Raw genomic sequence first — 20,338 nt, 5'->3', positions numbered from 1 at the left:
AAGTTAGGAAGGAAGTGACGGATGGGACGTCACACCAGGGGGCCAACCCGCGGGTCATACCGGAGTAGGGGGTCGGTGGCGCCGGGGGCGGGCCGGCGCCCCGTCTCCCCTCCCGGGTGACCCCGCCCCGCACGGCCGGGAACGCGCCTGGTCGCGGACCTACAATCGCCCGGTGCCGGATGTGAGTACGCGCCGTCTCCGCTGCTTCCTCGCCCTCGCCGAGGAGCTCAGCTTCACCAGGGCCGCGGTCCGGGTGGGGCTCGCCCAGCAGGCGCTGAGCCTCCAGATCCGCAAGCTGGAGGAGGGCCTCGGCGTGCGGCTCTTCGAGCGGACGACCCGGCAGGTGTCGCTCACGGCGGCGGGCGCCGCGCTGCTGCCGGAGGCGCGGCGGGTGGTCGGCGCGTGGGAGCGCGCGCTCGCGGTGCTGGACGAGTGCCGGCGGGAGGCGGTGACGCTGCGGCTCGGGTTCGTCGCGGGCGCGGCCCTGGAGCTGACCGGTCCGATCCTGGACGAGTTCGCCCACCGCCGCCCGGAAGTCTCCCTGGTCCAGCGGGAGTTCCACCGGGACGACCCGTCGGCGGGGCTGGGCCGGGGCCTGGTCGACGTGGCGTTCGTCCGGCCGCCGTTCGGGACCGCGGGGCTGTGTCTGCGGGAGCTGCTGGTCGAGCCCCGGGTGGCGGGCCTGCGGGCGTCCCATCCGCTCGCGGGTCGGGAGTCCCTGTCCGTCCGGGACCTGCGGGACCTGCCCGTCGTGGCGGTCCCGCATCCTGATCCGGTGTTCGGTGCGTTCTGGACGCTGGCGCGGCCGGCCGGCGAGGGCGGCGGCGACGGGCACGGCGGCCCGCGCCGGGTCACCATGGAGGCGGCGACGCCCGCCGAGGAGCTGATGCTGGTCACCACGGGCCAGGGGTTCACCGTCACGGCGCTGTCGGCCGCCCGTTACGCGCCCCACCCCGAGGTCCGCTACGTGCCGGTCCGCGACATCGAGGGCTCGGCCCTGGCCGTCGCCCGGCGCCGGGACACGGACTCGGAGCTCGTCGAGGACTTCGTCGCGAGCGCGCTGGCCGTGCGGGACCGCGAGCAGGCGGTCGTACGGGCGATCCGCGGCGAGGCGGAGTGACGCGCGGGTGAGGCGGGCGTGAGGCTACCGCCCCCTCCCCCTCCCCCTCCCCCTCCCCCTCCCCCAGCAAGATCGAGCTCCGTTTCGACACGCCTCCGCGACCACCGGACGACCTTCGGTGAGCACCGCGACGGGCCGCCGTCCATGTTGCGCAATCGCCTGGGAACCGACGTCCGGCCGACGCACGGCTGTTACAAAACAGCAGGGAAACAGCAGGTTGCGGATCATAGGATCGAACTCATGACCAGTGGGTGATCAGTTCTATTCGGTTCTCTTCACTCCGTTGCTTTGTTGAGTTTGATCACCGCGTGCGCATGGCGTTGACGCAGGAGAGTAGGGGACACACCTGTGCCAGGGCACATACCGCGGCGACGCGTGCTTCAGGTCGCCGGTGGCGGCATCGTCGTCGGAGCGGGGGCGGTGGGCGCCTGGCAGTGGCTGGCCCCCGAGGCGAAGCAGGCGGGCCCCAAGGGCGCCTCGGCCCGTAACGCCAAGGTGGCGACGTCCGAGTCGTTCGTGCACGTCATCGCCCACCCGGACGACTCGCTCTACTTCATGAACCCGGAGCTGGAGCAGTCGATCCGCAGCGGCGCCCCGTCCGTGACCGTCTGCCTCACCGGTGGCGAGTCCGACGGCCGCAACGAGCTGTCGAACGCCCGCGACTACCGCAAACTCCCGGAGCGGCGGCCGGAGTTCGTCCGCGCCAGGCTCAACGGCTTCCGCGAGGCGACGGCCCGGATGGCGACCGGTGACTCGCTGAGCCCGTGGGAGGTGGAGACGCTCACCCTGCTGCCCGGCTTCGAGGTCGAGGTCCAGACGCTGCGCGCCGCCCCCCAGGTCCAGCTGATCTTCCTGGAGCTGATCGAGGCCCGGACCCTGCGCAACCCGCGCAAGGAGAGCCTGCGCGGTCTGTGGCTGGGCGCGGTGCCCAAGCTGACGACGCTGCGGCCGGCCGCCACCCCGGTCGGCCGGACCTTCCGCTACGGGCGCCAGGAGCTGATCGACACGCTCGTGGCCGTGTTCGAGCGCTACCAGCCGACGGTCGTGCGCACCCTCGACCCGAACCCGACGCACGAGCCCAAGCAGCGGCACTTCCCCAACACGCCCCCCGTCCTGGAGGGTATATCCAAGTACGACCACCAGGACCACACCACCTCGGCGTTCTTCGCGCAGGCCGCCCTCGCCGAGTACTGGGGCCGCAAGCACTCGCGGCCGACCGCCGTGGAGAGCTACATCGGCTACGAGGTCTCGCAGCTGCCCAGCAACCTCGACCGGGCCACCACCGACCACAAGGTGAAGTTCCTCGACACCTACGGCTGGGCCGACGGCAAGGACTGCGGTGACTCCTCGGGCTGCGGCGACCGCAAGGTCGGCGCCCGCTCCAAGGCGGTCCGCTGGTCGAACAACTGCCGCCACCGTGCCACCGGCACCACGCGCTGGGTGCAGCAGCTGCCCGACAAGCGGCTGGCGGCCTTCGCCCTCCTCGACGGCGCCGCGCAGTGCTGGACCGAGACCCGGCCCGGCAGCGGCGCCTGGTCCTCGGCCGCCCCGGTCGCCGGCCCGATGCTGGAGGGCCAGGTGCAGGCGGTGCGCCACGCCGACGGCACGCTCCAGCTCTTCTCCGTGCGCACGGTGCTGCCGGGCAAGGAGAAGGAGGACCGGACCCACCGGCGCGAGGTCGTCACGACCCGCCAGACCGGGATGAGCTCCGGCACCCCCGCGTTCGGCTCCTGGGAACCGCTCGGCTCCCCCGAGACCGAGGACCGGCGCTCCATGGAGATGGGCTACCCGGTCGCGGCCGTGGGCAAGGACGGCACCGTCCACGTCTTCGTCCGCACCTTCGACGGCGGGGTCGCCTTCCGTGCCGGCGCCGGCGGCAAGGACTGGACGGAGTGGGAGACGCTCCCCTCCCCCGGACCCGAGCTGAAGATCATCGACGGGCTGGACGCGGCGGCCGACGAGCAGGGGCGGATCCACGTCCTCGCCGCCGACACCCGCACGGTCCACCACTGGGTGTCCCAGGAGCCCGGCGGCACCCCGCAGCCGGCCGAGCCCACCCGGCTGCCCACCTGCACCGGGCCGGTCTCCCTCGCCCCGCTGCCGAGCGGCGGCATGCGCGTCGCGATGCGCCAGCCCGACACCTCGCGGGTGATCGTCGCCGACCGGCCGGAGAACGGCTCCTGGAAGGTGTCCGCCCAGTGCGAGCCGCTCGGCGGCTACGAGCGCGTCGGCATCGCCCAGGCCGGGAACACGACCGTGCTGGCCGACCGCGACAACAAGGGCCGGGTCCGCCTGGCCGCCGGCTCCGGCCGCCCCGGGTCCTGGCAGGACCAGGGCATCACCTACCGCGGGACGCCGGGCACGGCCCAGGACGCGGAGGGGCGTGTGGTGATCGTGGTGCTGGGGATGGACGGCAAGCTGAGTTCCGCGCGTCAGCGGGGAGCCGGGGCCGGGTCGTTCACGGCGTGGGCGTCGCACGACGGGAAGACGCAGGGGGATGTGGCGTCGTAGGGCGTCGCGGTAGCGCGTCACCTCGGGGCGGGCGGGGGGTTCTCCTCCGCCCGCCCCTTCCCGGATGTCCTCAAGCGCCGGGACGGGCTGATTCCAGCCCGTCCCGGCGTTCGGGCCAGGGCCTACGCGCCGAGCGCGCCCACGTGGTCCACGATCAGTTTGTTGATCGCCGCCTGGTGGTTCGCCAGGAAGAAGTGCCCGCCCTCGAACACGTGGAAGTCGAACGACCCCTCCGTGTGCTCGCCCCACGCCTTCGCCTCCGCCAGCGTCACCTTCGGGTCGTCGTCGCCCGTGAGGCCGATGATCGGGCAGCGCACCGGGTCCCCCGGCTCGTAGACGTACGTCTCGGCGGCCCGGTAGTCGGCGCGGATGGCCGGGAGGACCATCCGCAGCAGTTCCTCGTCGCCGAGGACCTTGGTGTCGGTGCCGCTCAGGCTCTTCATCTCGGCGATGAGGCCGTCGTCGTCCCGCAGGTGGACGGTCTCGTGGCGGTGGGCCGACGGCGCGCGCCGGCCGGAGGCGAAGATGCCGGCGAGGACCGTGCCTTTCTCCCGCTCGAAGCGCCGGGCGACCTCGAAGGCGACCGAGGCGCCCATGCTGTGCCCGAAGAGGGCCAGCGGCTTGTCCGCCCACGGCAGCAGCGCCTCGAACACTCGGTCGGCGAGGTCGGGGATGTTGTCTATGAGCGGTTCCTTGCGGCGGTCCTGGCGGCCCGGGTACTGGACGCACAGGACGTCCACGGACTGCGGCATCGCCTGGGACACCGGGAAGAAGAAGCTCGCGGAACCGCCCGCGTGGGGCAGGCACGCCAGCCGGACGTCACTGTCCGGACGCGGGTGGAACCTGCGGATCCAGAGGCCGTTGTCCTCGGTCTTGTCGTTCACGGAAAGTTTTTCCTTCCAACGGGAATCAGGGCGGGCGAAGCGGGGCCGCGCAGGACCCGGAGTGCGCGGCGTGCTTTCGCCGCGCCCGCCCCGGGCCCGCTCATTCTCGTGTTCCCCCGGCCCGTCGCGCCACAGCCGATTCACGGGCCGGGCGCGCGCCTCGTGCGAGGCGCGCGCCCGGGGACCCGCGGCCTTACTTGGCGACCACGTCCTGCTTGATGACGCGCTCGATGTTGCGCTCGGCGAGCGCGGTGATGGTCACGAACGGGTTGACGCCGATGGAGCCGGGGATCAGGGCGCCGTCGGTGACGTAGAGGTTCTTGTAGCCGTTGACCCGGCCGTAGTTGTCGGTGGCCTTGCCGAGGACGGCGCCGCCGAGCGGGTGGTAGCAGAAGTCGTCGGCGAAGGCCTTGAGCTGCTTGCCGAAGAGGTCGTAGCGGTAGATCGTGGTGTTGGCCTTGTTGATGCGGTCGAACAGCGACTTCGCGGCGGCGACCGCGGGCGCGTTCTGCTCCCGGGTCCAGCGCAGGTCCGCCCGGTCCTTCGCGGCGTCGTAGACGAAGGTGCCGCGCTGGGGGTTCTTGGTGATCGCCAGGTAGAGGCTGACCCAGGTCTCCAGGCCGGCCGGCATGGGCGCGATCTCGGCGAAGACCGGGGCGTCCGGGTTGTCCCAGTCGTCGATGCCCAGGGCGGGGATCGACGACTGGTTGGTGCCCGTGGGGTTCCACATGTGGTTGGCGCGGGCGGTCATGATGTTGCCGTTGGGGCCCCAGCCGGCGCCGATCTCGGAGCTGAGGTTCGGCAGGGCACCGGTCTCCCGGGCCCGCAGCAGCAGCTCGGTCGAACCGAGGCTGCCCGCGCCGAGGAAGAGGTGGCGGCAGGAGATCTCCTTGGTCGCCAGCAGCTTGCCGTCGGCGTCCTTCTGCTCCACCGTCAGCAGGTACGTGCCGTCCTTCTGCTGACGGATCGTCTTGACCTGGTGCAGCGTCTCGATGGTGACCTTGCCGGTGCCCAGGGCGGCCGCCAGGTAGCTCTTGTCGAGCGAGACCTTGCCGTGGTTGTTGCCGTAGATGACCTCGGCGGCCAGCGCGGACTTCGGCACCGAGCCGTCGGCCTCGCGCCGCATGTAGTCCCAGTCGTAGACATTGGGCACGAAGGTGGTCTTCAGACCCGCCTTCGCGGCCTGCTCGCGCGAGACCCGCGCGAACTTGTACCACTCGGTCTGCTCGAACCAGTTCTTGTCGATGTTGCCCACCCGGAGGGTGGAGTTGGCGCGCGGGAAGTACCGGTCGTACATCTCGGCGGCGTCGACCTGGGGCAGCACCTCCTCGAAGTACGAGCGCCGGGGCGTGACCGCCATGCCGCCGTTGACGAGCGAGCCGCCGCCGACGCCGCGGCCCACGTACACGGACATCTGGTCGAAGTTCACCCGGTCCAGGACGCCCGCGTAGGGGTCGATGTCCCGGTTGGCGAGGTCCAGCCACAGGAAGGAGCCCAGCGGGGCCTCCGTGCGGGTCTTGAACCAGCTGGAGCGCTTGTCGGGCTTGAGCATCCCGCTGAAGACGTTGCCGTCCGGGCCGGCCTGGTTCCACAGCTGGCCCATCTCCAGCATCAGCGTGCTGACGCCGGCCTCGCCGAGGCGCAGCGCGGAGACGGCCGCGCCGTAGCCGGTGCCGATGACGACGGCGGGCACGAAGGTGCCACCGGCGACGGCCTTGCCCGCGGCCGCGGCGCGGGGCGCCGCGGAGATGGTGGTCGCGCCCGCGAGGGCCGCCGCGCTGAGGGCGGCCATGCCGAAGAGCCGACGCCGCGACAGGTGCTGGTTGTCTACCACGCTGGTGATACCTGACCTTTCGAACAATTACGGAAGTGCTTATCGAACCGTGGGTGGTCTGTGGGGGTGGTGCGCGCGGCGACCGGGCGGGCCCGGCCTACCAGGCGACCGGCATCCGGTGGACGCCGTGGGCCCGCGTGCCGTGCCGCGGCGGGGTCCCGTCCGCCGGGACGGCCGGGCGCAGGCCGGGGAAGCGGCGCAGCATCGCGTCGATGCCCACGCGCAGTTCGACCCGGGCGAGCTGCCGGCCGAGGCACCGGTGGAGGCCGTGGCCGAAGCCGAGGTGGTCCGTGGCCCGCCGGGTGACGTCGAGGGCGTCGGGGTCGGTGTAGCGGGCGGGGTCGCGGTTGGCCGCGGCCAGCGACACCGTCACGATCTCGCCCTTCTTCACGAGCACGCCGTCGATCTCGACGTCCTCCAGGGCGGCGCGGGTGGGGCCGTGGTGGACCACGCCGGCGTAGCGCAGCAGTTCCTCCACCGCGCTTGCGGTCAGCGAGGGGTCGGCGCGCAGCGCGGCGAGCTGTGCGGGGTCCCGGAGGAGCGCGAGGACGCCGAGCGCGAGCTGGTCGGCGGTCGTCCCGTGGCCTGCGACGATCAGGAGGAGGGCGAGCGAGGTGAGTTCCTCGTCGGTGAGGCCGCCCTCGCCGTGGGCCAGGCCGCTGAGGACGTCGTCGCCGGGCTCGGCCCGCTTGCGGAGGACCATTCCGTGGAGGTGGGCGCCGAGGTCGGCGAAGGCCGCCGTGACCTCCTCGGTGGAGGCGCCGTGGCCGCTCCACACCTCGGTGTCGTGCCGGAACCGCTCCCGGTCCGCGTCGGGCACGCCGAGCGTCTCGCAGAGGACGAGGGAGGAGACCGGGAGCGCGAAGTGCTCGAAGAGGTCGGCCGGCGGGCCGACGCGCTCCATGGCGTCCAGCCGCTCCTCGACGATGCGCTCGGTCCGCTCGGTCAGGAGGCGCAGGCGTTCTTCGGTGAACTGGGCGGTGAGCAGCTCGCGGTAGCGCCGGTTTCCGGGGGCGCCGGGCGGGACGGGCGTTCCGGCGGGGGCCGCCGGGGGCTCCTCCAGGACCGGCGCCCGCGGCACCGGGGGGTGGTCCGGTCCGCCCCGGGCGGTGAAGCGGGAGTCGGATAACACGGCGCGGGCGGTGGAATGCCCGGTGACCAGCCAGCCGGGGTGCCCGTCGGCGAACGCCACACGGGTGAGGGGTTCGCTTTCCCGTGGAGTGCGTATCGCCGCCGACGGGTCGAAGGGGTTTTCGCCGGCGGTCGGGAAAACCGCCGGTGCTGTCCCGGTCATCTCCGCCCGCCTTCCCATGTCAGCTGTTTTCTCCCGGCTGTTTTCTCTCGGCTGTTTTCTCTCAGTGCGAGGCATTTCCCTGGGATGGCCCCGTCTTCGACGCCTTCGGCACTTTCTCGAGGACGGTATGCAGAGCTCCGGAACGCTGTCAACGAAATCATTCCCCGGTGCTTTAACCCTGTGGGGCGGCCCGCCGGTACGGCTACCCGGGGGTACCGCGGTGCTTCGGTTCGGTACGGTTCGCCGCGGTGCGCCGCACTGCGGTACGGGTGGCGTCCGCGGTGCCGTCGGGCAGCAGGTGGGCCAGGCCCACGAGTTCGGCCCGGCCGCTGACGTTGAGCTTCCGGTAGGCGTGTGTCAGGTGCTTCTCGACGGCCCGTGAGCTGACGTCGAGCCGTTCGGCGATGTCCCGGTTGGAGACGCCGTGCGCGGCGAGCCCGGCGACCCTGCGCTCGGTGCGGGTGAGCGCCTCCACGTCCAGGGGGCTGGCCCGGCGGGCCATGGCCTGGAGCTCCCGCGCGGCCCGGTCGGCGAGCCAGGGCACGCCGGACGCGAGCGCCTGCTCCCGGCCGCGGCGCAGCTGGGTCTCGGCGTCGGCCCGGCCGGCCGCGCGCAGCCGCCGGCCGAGGAGTACGGAGGTACGGGCCCGCTCCATGCCGTTGACGGAGCCCTCCAGGACGTCCAGGGACTCCCGCAGCAGTTCGAGGCCCCGCTCCCCCTCGGTGACGGCGCCCCGCATCCGCAGGGCGCGGCCGATCGCCACGGGTGTCCCCCAGGCGCGGGCCCGCGCCCACTCCTCCTCCATGAGTTCCTGGGCCTGGGCGGCGTGCCCCATGCGGTAGTGGAGGCCGGCCGCCCAGGCCCGCCAGGGGAAGACGGCGGGGTTGCGCCAGTCGGCGCGCTCGGCGGCGCGCCCCCAGTCGAGGAAGTACTCCAGGGCGGTGGGCAGGTCGCCTACGGCCGCGGCCATGGAGCCGCGCAGCAGTTGGAGGCTGGAGGGCTGGTGGCCGTGGGAGGCGCCCTCGCGGCGGTACTCCAGGAGCCGGCGGGTCAGTTCGGCGTCGCGGCTCTCGATGGCGACGAGCACGATGCCGATCATCGACTGGAGGGTCGCCCAGCCGGTGACGCCGAGGGCGAGTGCCTCGGCGGCCTGGGCGCGGGCCTCCTCCAGGCGGCCCTGGGCCAGCAGCACCTGGGTGAGTTCGATGCCGATGACGCCCTGGGCCACGACGGCGTTCTCCCGGCGGGCCCGGTCCTGCGCGGTGCGCAGCCAGGGGCCGATGATCTCGACGGAGTCGGCGGCGATGAGGATGTGGGGCAGCAGGGGCAGGGCGGAGTAGACGTGGTCCGGGGTGGCGGGCTCGTACTGCAGGACGCGGTTGGCGAGCGGCCCGACCTCGGCGGCCGACATGCTCTGGGTCATGGTGGCGCCGTGCAGCAGGACGGTGACGAGCTCGCGCTCGGCGGCGGTGCCCAGCGGGGGTGTGGGGCCGAGGGCGCGCAGCCGGTCGGCGCAGGTGAGGAGCCGGCCGGGGCCGGCGACCGCGATGTGGCGCAGCCGGGCCTCCAGGCGCAGGGCCAGTTCGCGGTCCTCGCCGGCGATCAGTGTGGCGTCGCCGAGTTCGCCGGCGACCTTGCAGACCACGTCGACGGAGGGCGGCGGGCAGCCGCCGAGCTGGGAGGGGGGAATGCGGGCGGCGGCCTTGGCCCGCTGGGTGGCGGTCGGGATGAGCAGCAGGGCCTGGGAGATGTGGCGGATGGCGGCGGGCGGGTCGAAGGCCCGCTCGACGGTGGCGAGGTCGACGAGGAGGGCGGCCCGGTCCGGTCCGGCGGGGGTGCTGCCCAGCAGGGCCCGGCGCAGATAGCGGGCGGCGTCCTCGGGGGCGCCGCGGCGCATCGCGGCGGTGGCGGCGGAGCGCAGTACCTCGATGGCCCAGCCGTCCTGGCAGGAGGTCGCCTCCAGGAGCTGGGCGGCGGCTTGTTCGGCGGGGTGGCCCGCGCCGTGCAGCAGGAGGGCCGCGTAGATGTGGCTGTCCTCGTGTTCCGCGGAGGTCATCGCGTCCTCGACGGCTTCCCGTACGGCCCGGTGGACGAAGCGGGGCCCGTCGGCCGGGGCGAGCAGCCCGAGCCGGCGCAGGGAGCGGATCGCGGCGTCGCGGCCGGTGCCGTCCAGGCCCGCGAGCCGTCCGGCCAGCTCCAGGTCGGTGTGTCCGTCGAGGACGGCCAGCGCCTTGGCCATGGCCTGGACGGGGGCGGGCTGGGTGCGCAGGGCGGCGAGGAACCGTTCGCGCAGGGAGGGCAGCGGGGTGGTGCGGACGGTGTGGGCGCGCTCGGCGTCCGGTGCTCCGGTGCCGGCGAGGGCGTCGAGGGCGGCGGTGAGGAACAGCGGGTTGCCGGCGCCGATCTCGTGACAGGCGGTCAGGTAGGCGGGGTCGGCGGGGCGTCCGAAGCGGGCGGCCACGAGCTCGGCCGTGCTCTGCGGCGAGAGGGGGTCGGGGCGCAGGACGCGGGCGGCCCGGTCGGTGATCTCGTGGACGCGTGGTTCCTCGCCCCGGGGGTCGCCCTCGCGCAGCGCGACGACGGCGGTGATGCGCAGGTGGGCTATCCGCTTGGCGAGGTGGCCGAGCCAGCGCAGGGAGGGGGCGTCGGCCCACTGGAGGTCGTCGACGAGCAGCAGCAGGGGGGTGCGGGAGGCGTGGTCGGCGGCCAGGGCGAGGAGTTCGCCGTGCGGTTCCGGGGCGGTGGCCGGGGCCGGGTCGCGGGCCGGTTCCGGGGCGTCGGCCGCGGGTTCGAAGGAGGTGTCGGGCAGCAGGGGTTCGAGGAGCTGGCCGACGACGCCGAAGGCGAAGTCCTGTTCCAGGAGGGCGGCGCTGGCGCTGAGGACCTGGGTGCCGCGCTGTTCGGCCAGCGGCCGCAGGGCGCGCAGCAGGGTGGTCTTGCCGGTGCCGAGGCCACCGGTGACGACGAGCAGGGAGCCGCTCGCCCCTTCGGCGGCCTCCAGCGCCTCGGAGATCAGGTCGAGTTCACGCTGCCGGTCGAGCAGGGGGGTCATGGGGTGTTCCTCCGTAGCTGCCCCAGCGCGTCGGCCAGCTCCGAGCGCCCTGAGATGCCCAATTTTCGGTAGGCCTTGGTCAGATGGAGCTCGACGGTGCGCAGGGTCACCGAGAGCTCGGCGGCGATGGCGCGGTTGGCCATGCCGTGTGCGGCGAGGTCGGCCACCCGGAGCTCGGCCCCGGTCAGCCCGCCCGAGGCCGGGGCGCGGGTGGCGCCCGGGGCGGGCCGGGCGGCGGGTGCCCTGCGGGGGGCCCGGGTGCCGGTGTTCGCGCCGTCGCGGGCGGGCTTTCCCTTACCGGTGGCGGCGAGCAGGGCGGGGACGGTGGCGGTGCCGGCGGGCCCGGCGAGCGGCGCGGTGCCGAGGGCCACGAGGGCCTGCCGGTACTGCCAGGTCGCGGGGGCGTCGGCCGGCGGCAGCGCGGGCACGGACCGGGGTGTCCGGCCGCCGGCCGCGAGCAGGGCCCGGCGTACGGCGCTGGGCGCGCCCCAGGCCAGGGCGAGGCGGCGTTCCTCGGCCGCCGGCTCGGGGAGGCAGCCGTGGTCGGGGTCCGGGCCCTGGGCGTAGGCGGCGGCCGAGCGCCAGGGCAGCAGGGCGGGGTTGGCCACCCGGCGGGCGAGCAGGACCCGGCCGCACTCCAGCAGGTCGGCGCGGGCTTCCTCGGGCCGGTCACCGGCCAGCCGCAGCAGGCCCCGGGCGTACAGCAGGTACGCCCAGGCCAGGCCGTCCTCGGCGCCGGTGGGCCGGGCCAGCCGCACGGACCGCTCGGCGGCGGTGAGGTCGCCGCGCTCCAGGTAGACGAAGGTCTTGAGGCCGACGAGGCCGGGGGCCATCAGGGGGTGCCAGCAGTGCGGCGGCATGGCCTCCTGGGCGCGGTCGATGGCGGCGGAGGCCGCCTCGGTGCGGCCCTGGTGCAGCTCGGCGAGCGCCTCGACGAGCAGGGCGAGGCCGGCGATCTGCTGGGCTCCGGCGCTCTCGGCCCGGACGAGGACGGCGGCGAGCCCGGCCCGTGCCTCGGTGAAGTCGTCGCTGAGGACGAGGGCGTGGCAGGCGGCGAGCTGGCAGGTGAGGGGGGTGGTGTCGCGGGCCGCCGGGGTGAGGGCGGTGCGGGCGAGCGCGCGGGCGCGGGCGATGTCCTGGCCCTGCAGGGCCAGCCGCCAGGCGACGACGCCCGCTTCGGCGGGTTCGGCGGGGGCCTCGGTCAGGTCGGGTGTGGAGGGCCGGTCCAGCGCGTAGGCGGCGCCCTGCTGGCTGTGTTCGGCGAGCCAGTACAGGGCGCGGAGGGCGGACCGGTCCCGGGGGTCGAGGTCGCCGCGGTCCAGGGCGTGGGCGATGAGCGGCTGCGCGGAGACGACGTCGCCGCGGGCGACGAGGAGTTCGGCGGCGTGCACCCAGGACGGGCCGGCCGTGGCGTCGGCCTGGGTGAGCAGGGCGCGGCGCAGGTGCCGGTCGGCGGCGTCGGGCGCGGTGGGGAGGGCGACGGCGCTCAGCTCGATGAGGACCTTCACGCGCAGTGCCGGGGTGATGGGTTCGCGCAGGGCGCGCTGGAGCAGCCGGACCGCGCCGGCCAGGTCGCGGGCGGCGCGGCGGCGGGCGGCCTCCCGGCGCAGGACGTCCACGGCCCAGGCGGAGCCGATGATCCGGGCGGCGAGCAGCAGCCGGGCGACCGCCGCGTCGGGGAGCGCTTCCCGGTGGGCCCGTTCGGCGGCGCGGGCGTAGATCTCCTCGCGGCGTTCGGCGCCGATGCCGGCGAGCACCGCCTCGGCGGCCCTCGGTTCGCGGAAGGCGGGCGGGTCGTCGTCGGTCAGCAGGCCGGTCGTGGCCAGCAGGCGCAGGGCGTGGGCCGTGCCGTACGCGCGGGGTTCGGCCAGCGCGGCGATCATCCCGGGGGTGCCGTCGGTGCCGCACACGGCGACCGCGCGCAGGACGTCCTGGAGTTCGGCGGGCAGGGTGGCGCAGGTCCGGGCGGCGCGGTTGCCGACGCTCTCGGCGGCGGTCTCGGCGAGCTGCGCGAGGTGGCCGGGGCCGGGTTCCCAGCCCTGGCGGGAGAACTTGCGGATGACCGCGCGCAGGACGGCCGGTCTGCCGTCCATGGCGTGGGCGGCCACCCGGCTGAACTCCGGGTCGACGGGCCGCCCGTAGGCCCCGCGCAGTACCTCGCCGACGCCTTCGGCGGAGAGCGGGGCGAGGGTGAGGGTGTGCGCGGTGACTGCGCGCTCGTCGGCGAGGGAGCACAGCTCGGTGCGGTCGTCGGGGCCGAGGGAGACGCCGTGGGTGGTCAGCAGCAGTACGGGCGCGCCGGACAGCCGGCGGGCCAGTGCCCGCAGCACGTCCCAGGACTCCCGGTCGGCCCATTGGGCGTCGTCGACGGCGAGGAGCAGGGGCCGTTTCCGGGCGGCGGCGAGGAAGAGGCGGCACAGTTCCAGGGTGTCGCCGGCGCCCTGCCGGGCCGTGTGCCAGGACGGGTCGGTGCCGGGGGCGACGCAGGCCAGCAGCTGGCCGGCGACGCCGAGGCGGAGTCCGGACTCCTCCCAGGAGGCGTGGGCGGTGGCCGAGGCGACGCCGGAACGGGTCGCGAAGGCGACCGCGCGGTCGAGGAGGGCGCTGCGGCCGACCCCGGGTGCCCCGTGCACGGCGACGGTGGCGGAGCGGCCGGCGCCGAGGCCGTCCACCAGGGTGCGCAGCAGCTTCTCCTCGTACTCCCGTTCCACGAGCGGCGGTGCCCCGCTGAGGTGTCCGTCGACCGTGGGCCAGGATCCGGCCCCGCCGGCCCGGCCGGCTCTCCAGTGCGTCATGGGCCGCTCCCTAGTGACTCGGCGCGTGGGCGCCGGCCGGCGGTTCCGCCCGCTCCGGGTGGTGCCCGTCCGCGCCGTAGGGGCGCAGCGGGCCGGGCGTGCCGAGGGAGAGGGGCAGGTCGGCGCGGCCGCGCACGTCGAGCTTGCGGTAGACGTTGGTCAGGTGCATCTCCACGGTGCGGGGGGTGACGAACAGGGCGTCCGCTATCTCCTTGTTGCTGACTCCGCGCCGGGCGAGCGCGGCGACGCGGCGTTCGCTGTCGGTGAGCGAGTCGACGGGCGAGGCGGCGAGCTGCGGCATCCGGCCGCCGGCGGCGACGAGCAGCTTCCGGGCGAGGCCGCCGAGGATGTGGTAGCCGCAGCGGGTGGCGAGTTCGATGGCTCCGCGCAGGTGGCGGCGGGCTCCCCGGGTGTCCTCGTGGCGCAGGAGTTCGTAGCCGAGCTGGTACTGGGCCTTGGCCTGCTCGAGGCGGGCCGGGGAGGCGGCCAGCGCGTCGACGGCCTCGGCGAGCAGGTCCAGCCTGGCCCGGCCCTCGGCGACGACGCCGGCGGCCAGCAGGCCGAGGCCGATGCCCCGGGGGGTGCCCCAGCGGCGCACCCGCTCCCGGGCGCTCTCGACGAGGGCGGCGGCGTCGGCGGTGCGGCCCTGCTGGGCGAGGACGGACGCGGCGGGAAGCCACCAGGGGGCGAGCACGGGGTTGGTCACTCCGGCCTCCTCCAGGCTGCGCCCGCACCGCTGCCACAGCTCCAGCGCCCCGGCGAGGTCGCCGCGTTCGCGCCGGGCCCGGCCCTTGGCGTAGAGGTAGTGGTGCCACTCCCAGATCTGCCGGTCGGTGCCGCGCCCGCCGCGGGCGAGTATGTTCTCGGCGCGGTCGAGCTGCCCTTGGGAGAGCAGCGCGGTGCCGAGGGCTATGTAGGGCATGGGCGAGCGGGGGCCGTCGGTCGTCTCGGCGAGCTCGACGGCGGCGCGGGCGTCGGCGGCGGCGCCGGCGACGTCCCCGGCGGAATGGCGGACGACGGACCGCCCGGCCAGCACCGTCATATGCATCCACGGTTCGTACCGGTCCCGGCTGGAGGAGAGGGCGCGGCCGAGCCCGGCCAGGGCCTCGTCCGTCTCGTCGGCGAGGCCGAGGACGACGGACGCCCCGAACACCCGCCAGCCGACGGGTGCGGGCTCCTCGACTCTCAGGGCGCGGCGGGCGAGGGCGACCGCCTGCCGGGCGGGCCTGCCGTCGAAGGCGGCCAGGGCGCTCATGACGGCGAGCAGCTGACGCTCGGCCGGGTTGTCCCCCCGGGGTACGGGCCAGGCGTCGGCCCGTTCGCGGGCCTCGGCCATGGCCGCCTTCTCGTTGACGGCGGTGATCAGCAGGGCGGCGGCGACGGAGGTGCGCAGCTCCGCGTCGGCGGGGCCGGTGCCGAGGTCCGTGCGGAGGGTTTCGAGGACGCCGCCGAGGACGTGGACCGCTTCGGGGGCGTCGGGGGTGCCGAGGGCGGTCCTTCCGTACTCGACGGCGATGTGCGCCCGGTCCCGTGGGTCGGTGGCGTCGTCGAGGGCGTGCCGCAGGTGTTCCAGCGCGGTGGCGGGTGCCACCGGGGCCGAGGCGCGGGCCAGTTCGATGCGGACGACCTGGCGCTGGGTGCCGGTGAGTTCTGCGTCGAGGGCGCGGCGCAGGTAGCGCACGGCGGCCCCGGAGCCGTCCCGGCCGGTGGCCTCGGCGGCGGCGTCGCGCAGGGCGGCGAGCATCCAGGGTTCGGTGAGCTCCTCGAGGAGGACGAGCTGGTCGGCGATCTCCGAGGTGGGGCGGCCGGCGTCGTTGAGGACGCGGGCGGCGCGGGCGCGCAGGGATTCCAGGCGGGCGGGCGGCAGCTCGGCGAGGACGGCGTCGCGGGCCGCGTCCCGCATGGTGACGGCGGAGTGGCGGTCGGCGGGCTCCACGGCACCGCCGGTGGTGCCCCTCGGGGGGCCCTCGACGGCGCCGTTGCGGCGCAGGGCGTCCAGGGCGGCGGTGAGGCGCCTGCCGGTGACGCCGGAGAGGGCGGCCAGCGGGTCGGCGCAGGACCGGCCGAGTACCGCCAGGGCCTGGGCGACGGCGCGTTCGTGGCCGGGGCAGTCGGCGAGGTGGGCGGTGACGGAGTCGGCGAGCACGGTGTCGTACGTGCCGCGCAGCCTGCGGGTGCCCGCGGCGTCGGGGCCGAGTCCGGCCGCGCGGACGCCGGCGAGGAGGCGTACGAGCCGGTCCGGGTTGCCCGCGCCGGCGTCCACGCAGTGGCGGAGAAAGGTTTCGTCGACCGGGCCGCCGAGGGTGTGGACGGCCATCCTGGCGGTGTCGGCCGGGGTGAGCGGGCCGAGGTCCAGGGTGGCGCAGCGGCCCTGGGCGAGGAACTCGTCGAGCATGGCGTTGCCGGGGCCGTGGCATTCGGTGCGCCGGGCGAAGAGCACCAGCAGGGGCAGGTCGGCGGTCCTGCGGAGCACGAAGTCGACGCTGCGCAGGGAGGCTTCGTCGCACCACTGGGCGTCGTCGAGGATCAGCGTGAGCGGGCCGGTGGCGAGCAGGCCGGCGAGGTGCCGGTGGAAGCGGCGGTGGAAGGCGTAGGCGGCGGCGTGGGCGGCCGCGGTGCCGGGAAGGGTGGCGGCCGGCTCCGGGAGCAGGTGCGGGTCCTGCCCGAGCAGTTGGCCCAGCACCGGCCGGCCGTCGTCGGCCTTCGCACCGCCGGTGCCGCGCAGGACGGCGGCGCCCGTCGAGGTCAGCCGGTCGGCGAAGGCGGTGAGCAGGGCGGTGCGGCCGATCCCGGCCGGGCCGCGGACGAGGACGGCCCGGGCACCGTCCCGGCGCGCCTCCTCGGCGTGACGTGCGAGGAAGGCGAGTTCGGTGGAGCGGCCGACCAGGAACCGGGGAGTCTCCTGGTCCTTGTCGCTGCTGACCGCCACGGCGTTTCCTTCTTTCGTGAAGCCACACTCGAGCTCCGTCGATCGACGTGGCGGAGACGGGTCCCTCGGACGGTTCCAAGTCCCGACTTGCACGATCAAGATCAGAAAAGACGGTAACAGGACAGCTGATGGCGACCCATCACCTTTGAGACAGAATGCGAAGCATCCGTGGCCAAAGATGAACGCTGAGTCCCCGGCCGCCTACGAGGCGTGGTGCCCCCTCAGTCTCCCGCAAGTGAGCCGAAACCCGTCCGCGACAAGAATGCCGACATCCGCTTGTCATTCGCTTGCCGTACGCTGCACCGCCCGTCCCGGCGGCCGGGCGACCCCCGCCGTACCGGCGGAGAGACGCTTAACGGCGCTTCGGAACGGGGTGCCGGGGGCGGGTGTTTGAATGCCGGGCGTGACCTCATCGGAAGAGAGCGGCGGCCGCCACGCGCGCGGCCTGCTGGACGTGCTCGAAGACTATTACGACGCCGTGCCCCGGAGCGCCGCGCGCGCCGAGGATTTCGGCCCGCTGACCCTGTTCGTCCGGGAGAGCGAGGGCTGGCCGTACTACGCCCGGCCGGCCCGGTCCTGGCACGGCCCCGTGACCGCGGCCGACGTCCGCCGGGTCCGCGAGCGCCAGCGCGAACTGGGCGTCCCCGAGAGCTTCGAGTGGGTCGCCGAGACCACGCCCGCGCTCCGGGCGGCCGTGGAGGAGGCGGGCCTCACGGTGCGCGAGCACCCGCTCATGGCACTCGCCCCGGACGCCAGGCCCACGGGAGGGGATGCCGCGGGAGGGGGCGCCGCGGGAGAGAGTGCTGTGGGAGGGAGTGCTGTGGGAGGGGCTGCCGCGGGAAGGGACGCAGCGGGAAAGGACGCTGCGGGAGAGGCTGTCGGGGGAAGGGATGCCTCGGGAAGGGGCGCCGCGGGAGAGGCTGCCGCGGGAAGGGCTGCTGCGGGAAGGGGCGCCGCGGGAGACATCGACGGCCTTTCGGTGCGGATCGTCGGCCCCGGTGACCCTGCCCTGCCGGGCGCGGTGGCCGTACCGCCGGTCGCCTTCTCCGAGCCGGGCCCGGCCGTCGGCACGGCGGGCCCGGCCGAACTGGCCGCGGTGGTCCGGCGGATGAGCGCCGACGGCTCCGTGGACCGGCTGGCCGCCCGCATCAGGGCGGGCCTCACGGTGCTGGCCGCGGCGGTCCAGGACGGCACGGTCCTGTGCGCGGGGCAGCACCAGCCCGTGGGCGACGTCACCGAACTCGTCGGCATCGGCACCCTCCCCACCGCCCGCCGCCGGGGCCTCGGCCTCGCGGTCACGGCCGCGCTGGTGGCGGAGGCGCGGGGGCGGGGGGTGCGGACGGTGTTCCTGTCGGCGGGGGACGAGGTGACGGGGCGGATGTACGAGCGGGTGGGGTTCCGGCGGGTGGGGACGGCGCTGATCGCGGAGGGGTGAGGGCACCGCCCTGCGGGCGGCTTTGTCCCCAGCCCCGCCCCTTCCCGAAACCGGGGAGATCCCCGGACCCCCGTTCCGCGCTGACGCGCGGTGTCCTCAAGCGCCGGACGGGCTGGAAAATCCAGCCCGTCCGGCGTTTGAGGACCGGGGTCCGGGGCGGAGCCCCGGATACGGGAAGGGGCGGGTAGGGGACAAGGCCCCGCGCAGCGGCACCCCGCCCCGCCCCACCCCCGCCCGAACACCCCGCGTCAGCGAATCCCCACCCCCGAAACCGCCCGCGCGATCACCAACCGCTGAATCTCACTCGTCCCCTCGAACACCGTGTAGATCGCCGCGTCCCGATGCATCCGCTCCACCGGATACTCCCGTGTATAGCCATTGCCCCCGAGAATCTGCATCGCCTGCGCCGTGACCGCCTTCGCCGTCTCCCCCGCGAAGAGTTTCGACATCGAGCCCTCCGCCGAGGTGAAGGGGCGGCCGGCGGTCGCCATCCACGAGGCGCGCCAGACCAGCAGGCGCGCCGCGTCGATGCGGGTGCGCATGTCGGCCAGCTGGAAGGCGACGCCCTGGTTGTCGATGATGGGGCGGCCGAACTGGACCCGCTCCTTGGCGTATTCGAGGGCCACCTCGTACGCGGCGCGGGCGATGCCCACCGCCTGGGCGCCCACGGCGGGCCGGGACGCCTCGAAGGTGGCCATGGCGGCGTTCCGGGCGCCGGTGCCGGTGCCGACGCCGGTGCCCGCCTCGCGCTCCCCCTTCGCCCGCTCGCGGGCGCGGGCCAGCCGGTGCTCCAGCTTCTCGCGGCCGCCGAGGAGGCAGTGGCCGGGGACGCGGACGCCGTCGAGGACGACCTCGGCGGTGTGCGAGGCGCGGATGCCGTGCTTCTTGAACTTCTGCCCCTGGGACAGGCCCGCCGTCCCGGGCGGCACGATGAAGGAGGCGTGCCCGCGGGCGCCCAGCCCGGGCTCGACGACGGCGACCACCACATGGACGTTCGCGATGCCGCCGTTGGTCGCCCAGGTCTTGGTGCCGTTCAGCACCCACTCGTCCTTCGCCTCGTCGTAGACGGCGCGGGTGCGCATGGCCGAGACGTCGGAGCCCGCGTCGGGCTCGGAGGAGCAGAAGGCGGCGACCTTCACCTCGGCGGCGTCCCCGTACATCTGCGGGACCCAGGTGCCGATCTGCTCCTCGGTGCCGTTGGCGAAGACGCCGATCGCCGCGAGGCCGGTCCCGGCGATCGCGAGGCCGAGGCCGGCGTCGCCCCAGAAGAGCTCCTCCATGGCCATGGGGATGCCCAGGCCCGTGGGGTCGAGGAACTGCTGGGCGAAGAAGTCGAGCGAATACAAGCCGATCTTGGCGGCCTCCTGGACCACCGGCCAGGGGAACTCCTCGCGCTCGTCCCACTCCGCCGCGGCCGGTCGCATCACGTCCTCGGCGAAGCCGTGGAGCCAGTCCCGCACCCCCCGCTGGTCCTCGTCGAGCTCCATGGTGAACTCCGCCATGACCCCTCCCACCCCTCGTTACTCAAGGTAACGCGAGTATGTTACCCATGGGTAGAGGTGTCAACCGCCCCCGCCTCCCCGATTCGCTCGGTGCAGCGGGTGTTACGTTGCGCATGCGTGACGATTCGCAGGGGCGGGGAGGCATTCCTATGGAGAACAACAGTCAGCGGGACGATCAGCAGCGTGCCGCGGAACGGCGGCGCAAGGAGCTGCTGGAGGCCGCGGACCGCGTGGTGCTGAGGGAGGGCCCCGGGGCGTCGATGAACGCCATCGCGGCCGAGGCGGGCATCACCAAGCCCATCCTCTACCGGCACTTCGGCGACAAGGGCGGGCTCTACCGCGCGCTCGCCGCCCGCCACACCGACGCGCTGCTCATCGGGCTGCGCGCCGCGCTGGACGCCCCGGCGGACCGCCGGGAGCGGGTCGAGACCACCCTGGACAGCTACCTCGCGGCGATAGAGGCCCGGCCGCAGGTCTACCGCTTCCTGATGCACCCGGCCGACGAGGGCCACCCCTCGGAGCAGGGCTTCGACGTGGGCCGGCACTCCGCGCCCCTGCTGCGGCGGATGGGCGAGGAGCTGGCCCAGGTCATAGCCGAGCGGGTCGATCTCGGCCCGGGCAGTGACGAGCTGGCCCGCGCCTGGGGGCACGGCATCGTCGGCATGATGCACGCGGCGGGCGACTGGTGGCTGCGCGAGCGCCCCTTCCCGCGCGCCCACCTCGTACGACACCTCGCGGACCTGCTCTGGGGCAGGCTGGCGGCGGCGGGCGACCTGCCGGGCGGCCCGGGCTTCTGAGGGACGCGCCCCGCACGGCACCCCCGGCCGCCGTGCGGGCCCGGCTCCCGCCCGGCCGGGTCCGGCCGCCCCCGGTACACGAGGACGCCGCGCCGACGCCGGCCCGCGGGAACTTCCGGCCGGTCCGGCCGCCCCGTACGCGAGGACGCCGTCGCGAGGACGCCGTCGCGGGGGCGCCGTCGCGA

Annotated in this window: 11 protein-coding genes; 4 read left to right on the top strand and 7 right to left on the bottom strand. The window is 74.7% G+C overall.

The window, feature by feature from the left end:
* Positions 1-172 precede the first annotated feature (172 nt).
* Together LUZ64_RS36960 and LUZ64_RS25260 are read left to right on the top strand one after the other, a co-directional pair.
* The gene (locus LUZ64_RS36960; RefSeq protein WP_232390939.1) at positions 173-1,120 is read left to right on the top strand and encodes a LysR family transcriptional regulator; all 948 of its coding nucleotides are present in this window, start codon (positions 173-175) and stop codon (positions 1,118-1,120) included.
* Positions 1,121-1,495: 375 nt separating this feature from the next.
* Positions 1,496-3,631, top strand: coding sequence for a PIG-L family deacetylase (locus tag LUZ64_RS25260; RefSeq protein WP_232390938.1), 2,136 nt, complete (start codon positions 1,496-1,498; stop codon positions 3,629-3,631).
* A 122-nt stretch (positions 3,632-3,753) separates the two neighbouring features.
* Here the strand turns inward: LUZ64_RS25260 and LUZ64_RS25255 are convergent, their stop codons facing one another.
* The 6 genes from LUZ64_RS25255 to LUZ64_RS25230 form a co-directional block, all read right to left on the bottom strand.
* The gene (locus LUZ64_RS25255; protein ID WP_095578813.1) at positions 3,754-4,515 is read right to left on the bottom strand and encodes a thioesterase II family protein; all 762 of its coding nucleotides are present in this window, start codon (positions 4,513-4,515) and stop codon (positions 3,754-3,756) included.
* A gap of 193 nt (positions 4,516-4,708) precedes the next feature.
* A complete protein-coding gene (locus tag LUZ64_RS25250; protein WP_095578816.1) occupies positions 4,709-6,307 on the bottom strand; it encodes a GMC oxidoreductase in 1,599 nt (532 codons plus the stop codon).
* Between the two features lie 139 nt (positions 6,308-6,446).
* The gene (locus tag LUZ64_RS25245) at positions 6,447-7,541 is read right to left on the bottom strand and encodes a cytochrome P450 (RefSeq protein ID WP_232390937.1); all 1,095 of its coding nucleotides are present in this window, start codon (positions 7,539-7,541) and stop codon (positions 6,447-6,449) included.
* A gap of 304 nt (positions 7,542-7,845) precedes the next feature.
* On the bottom strand, positions 7,846-10,695 hold the full coding sequence (locus LUZ64_RS25240; RefSeq protein ID WP_095578812.1) for an ATP-binding protein: 2,850 nt from the start codon (positions 10,693-10,695) through the stop codon (positions 7,846-7,848).
* A complete protein-coding gene (locus tag LUZ64_RS25235; RefSeq protein ID WP_095578811.1) occupies positions 10,692-13,490 on the bottom strand; it encodes an AAA family ATPase in 2,799 nt (932 codons plus the stop codon). The genes LUZ64_RS25240 and LUZ64_RS25235 overlap by 4 nt, the downstream gene beginning before the upstream one ends.
* 10 nt (positions 13,491-13,500) lie before the next feature.
* The gene (locus tag LUZ64_RS25230; protein WP_143593010.1) at positions 13,501-16,419 is read right to left on the bottom strand and encodes an AAA family ATPase; all 2,919 of its coding nucleotides are present in this window, start codon (positions 16,417-16,419) and stop codon (positions 13,501-13,503) included.
* Between the two features lie 403 nt (positions 16,420-16,822).
* Between LUZ64_RS25230 and LUZ64_RS25225 the strand changes: the two genes are divergently transcribed.
* Positions 16,823-17,854 carry a GNAT family N-acetyltransferase gene (locus tag LUZ64_RS25225; protein WP_232390936.1) on the top strand — a complete coding sequence of 344 codons (1,032 nt, stop codon included), beginning with the start codon at positions 16,823-16,825 and terminating at the stop codon, positions 17,852-17,854.
* Positions 17,855-18,102: 248 nt separating this feature from the next.
* On the opposite strand, the gene LUZ64_RS25220 is transcribed toward LUZ64_RS25225, so the two are convergent.
* Complete coding sequence (locus LUZ64_RS25220) at positions 18,103-19,356, bottom strand: acyl-CoA dehydrogenase family protein (RefSeq protein ID WP_095578945.1); 1,254 nt, start codon at positions 19,354-19,356, stop codon at positions 18,103-18,105.
* A gap of 149 nt (positions 19,357-19,505) precedes the next feature.
* On the opposite strand from LUZ64_RS25220, the gene LUZ64_RS25215 reads away from it, so the two are divergent.
* A complete protein-coding gene (locus LUZ64_RS25215) occupies positions 19,506-20,153 on the top strand; it encodes a TetR/AcrR family transcriptional regulator (RefSeq protein WP_095578944.1) in 648 nt (215 codons plus the stop codon).
* Positions 20,154-20,338: the final 185 nt, after the last annotated feature.

The sequence above is a fragment of the Streptomyces albireticuli genome, assembly GCF_021228125.1.
In the GTDB taxonomy this organism is placed as follows: domain Bacteria; phylum Actinomycetota; class Actinomycetes; order Streptomycetales; family Streptomycetaceae; genus Streptomyces; species Streptomyces albireticuli.
Note: the sequence above shows the minus strand (reverse complement) of the source record. Positions and strands in the feature narration are given on the sequence as shown.

What these genes read in the sequence shown, in the direction of transcription:
- LUZ64_RS25250 (WP_095578816.1), bottom strand. Translation starts at nt 6,307, where the DNA reads ATGGCCGCCCTCAGCGCGGCGGCCCTCGCGGGCGCGACCACCATCTCC.
- LUZ64_RS25240 (WP_095578812.1), bottom strand. Translation starts at nt 10,695, where the DNA reads ATGACCCCCCTGCTCGACCGGCAGCGTGAACTCGACCTGATCTCCGAG.
- LUZ64_RS25235 (WP_095578811.1), bottom strand. Translation starts at nt 13,490, where the DNA reads ATGACGCACTGGAGAGCCGGCCGGGCCGGCGGGGCCGGATCCTGGCCC.
- LUZ64_RS25220 (WP_095578945.1), bottom strand. Translation starts at nt 19,356, where the DNA reads ATGGCGGAGTTCACCATGGAGCTCGACGAGGACCAGCGGGGGGTGCGG.
- LUZ64_RS25215 (WP_095578944.1), top strand. Translation starts at nt 19,506, where the DNA reads ATGGAGAACAACAGTCAGCGGGACGATCAGCAGCGTGCCGCGGAACGG.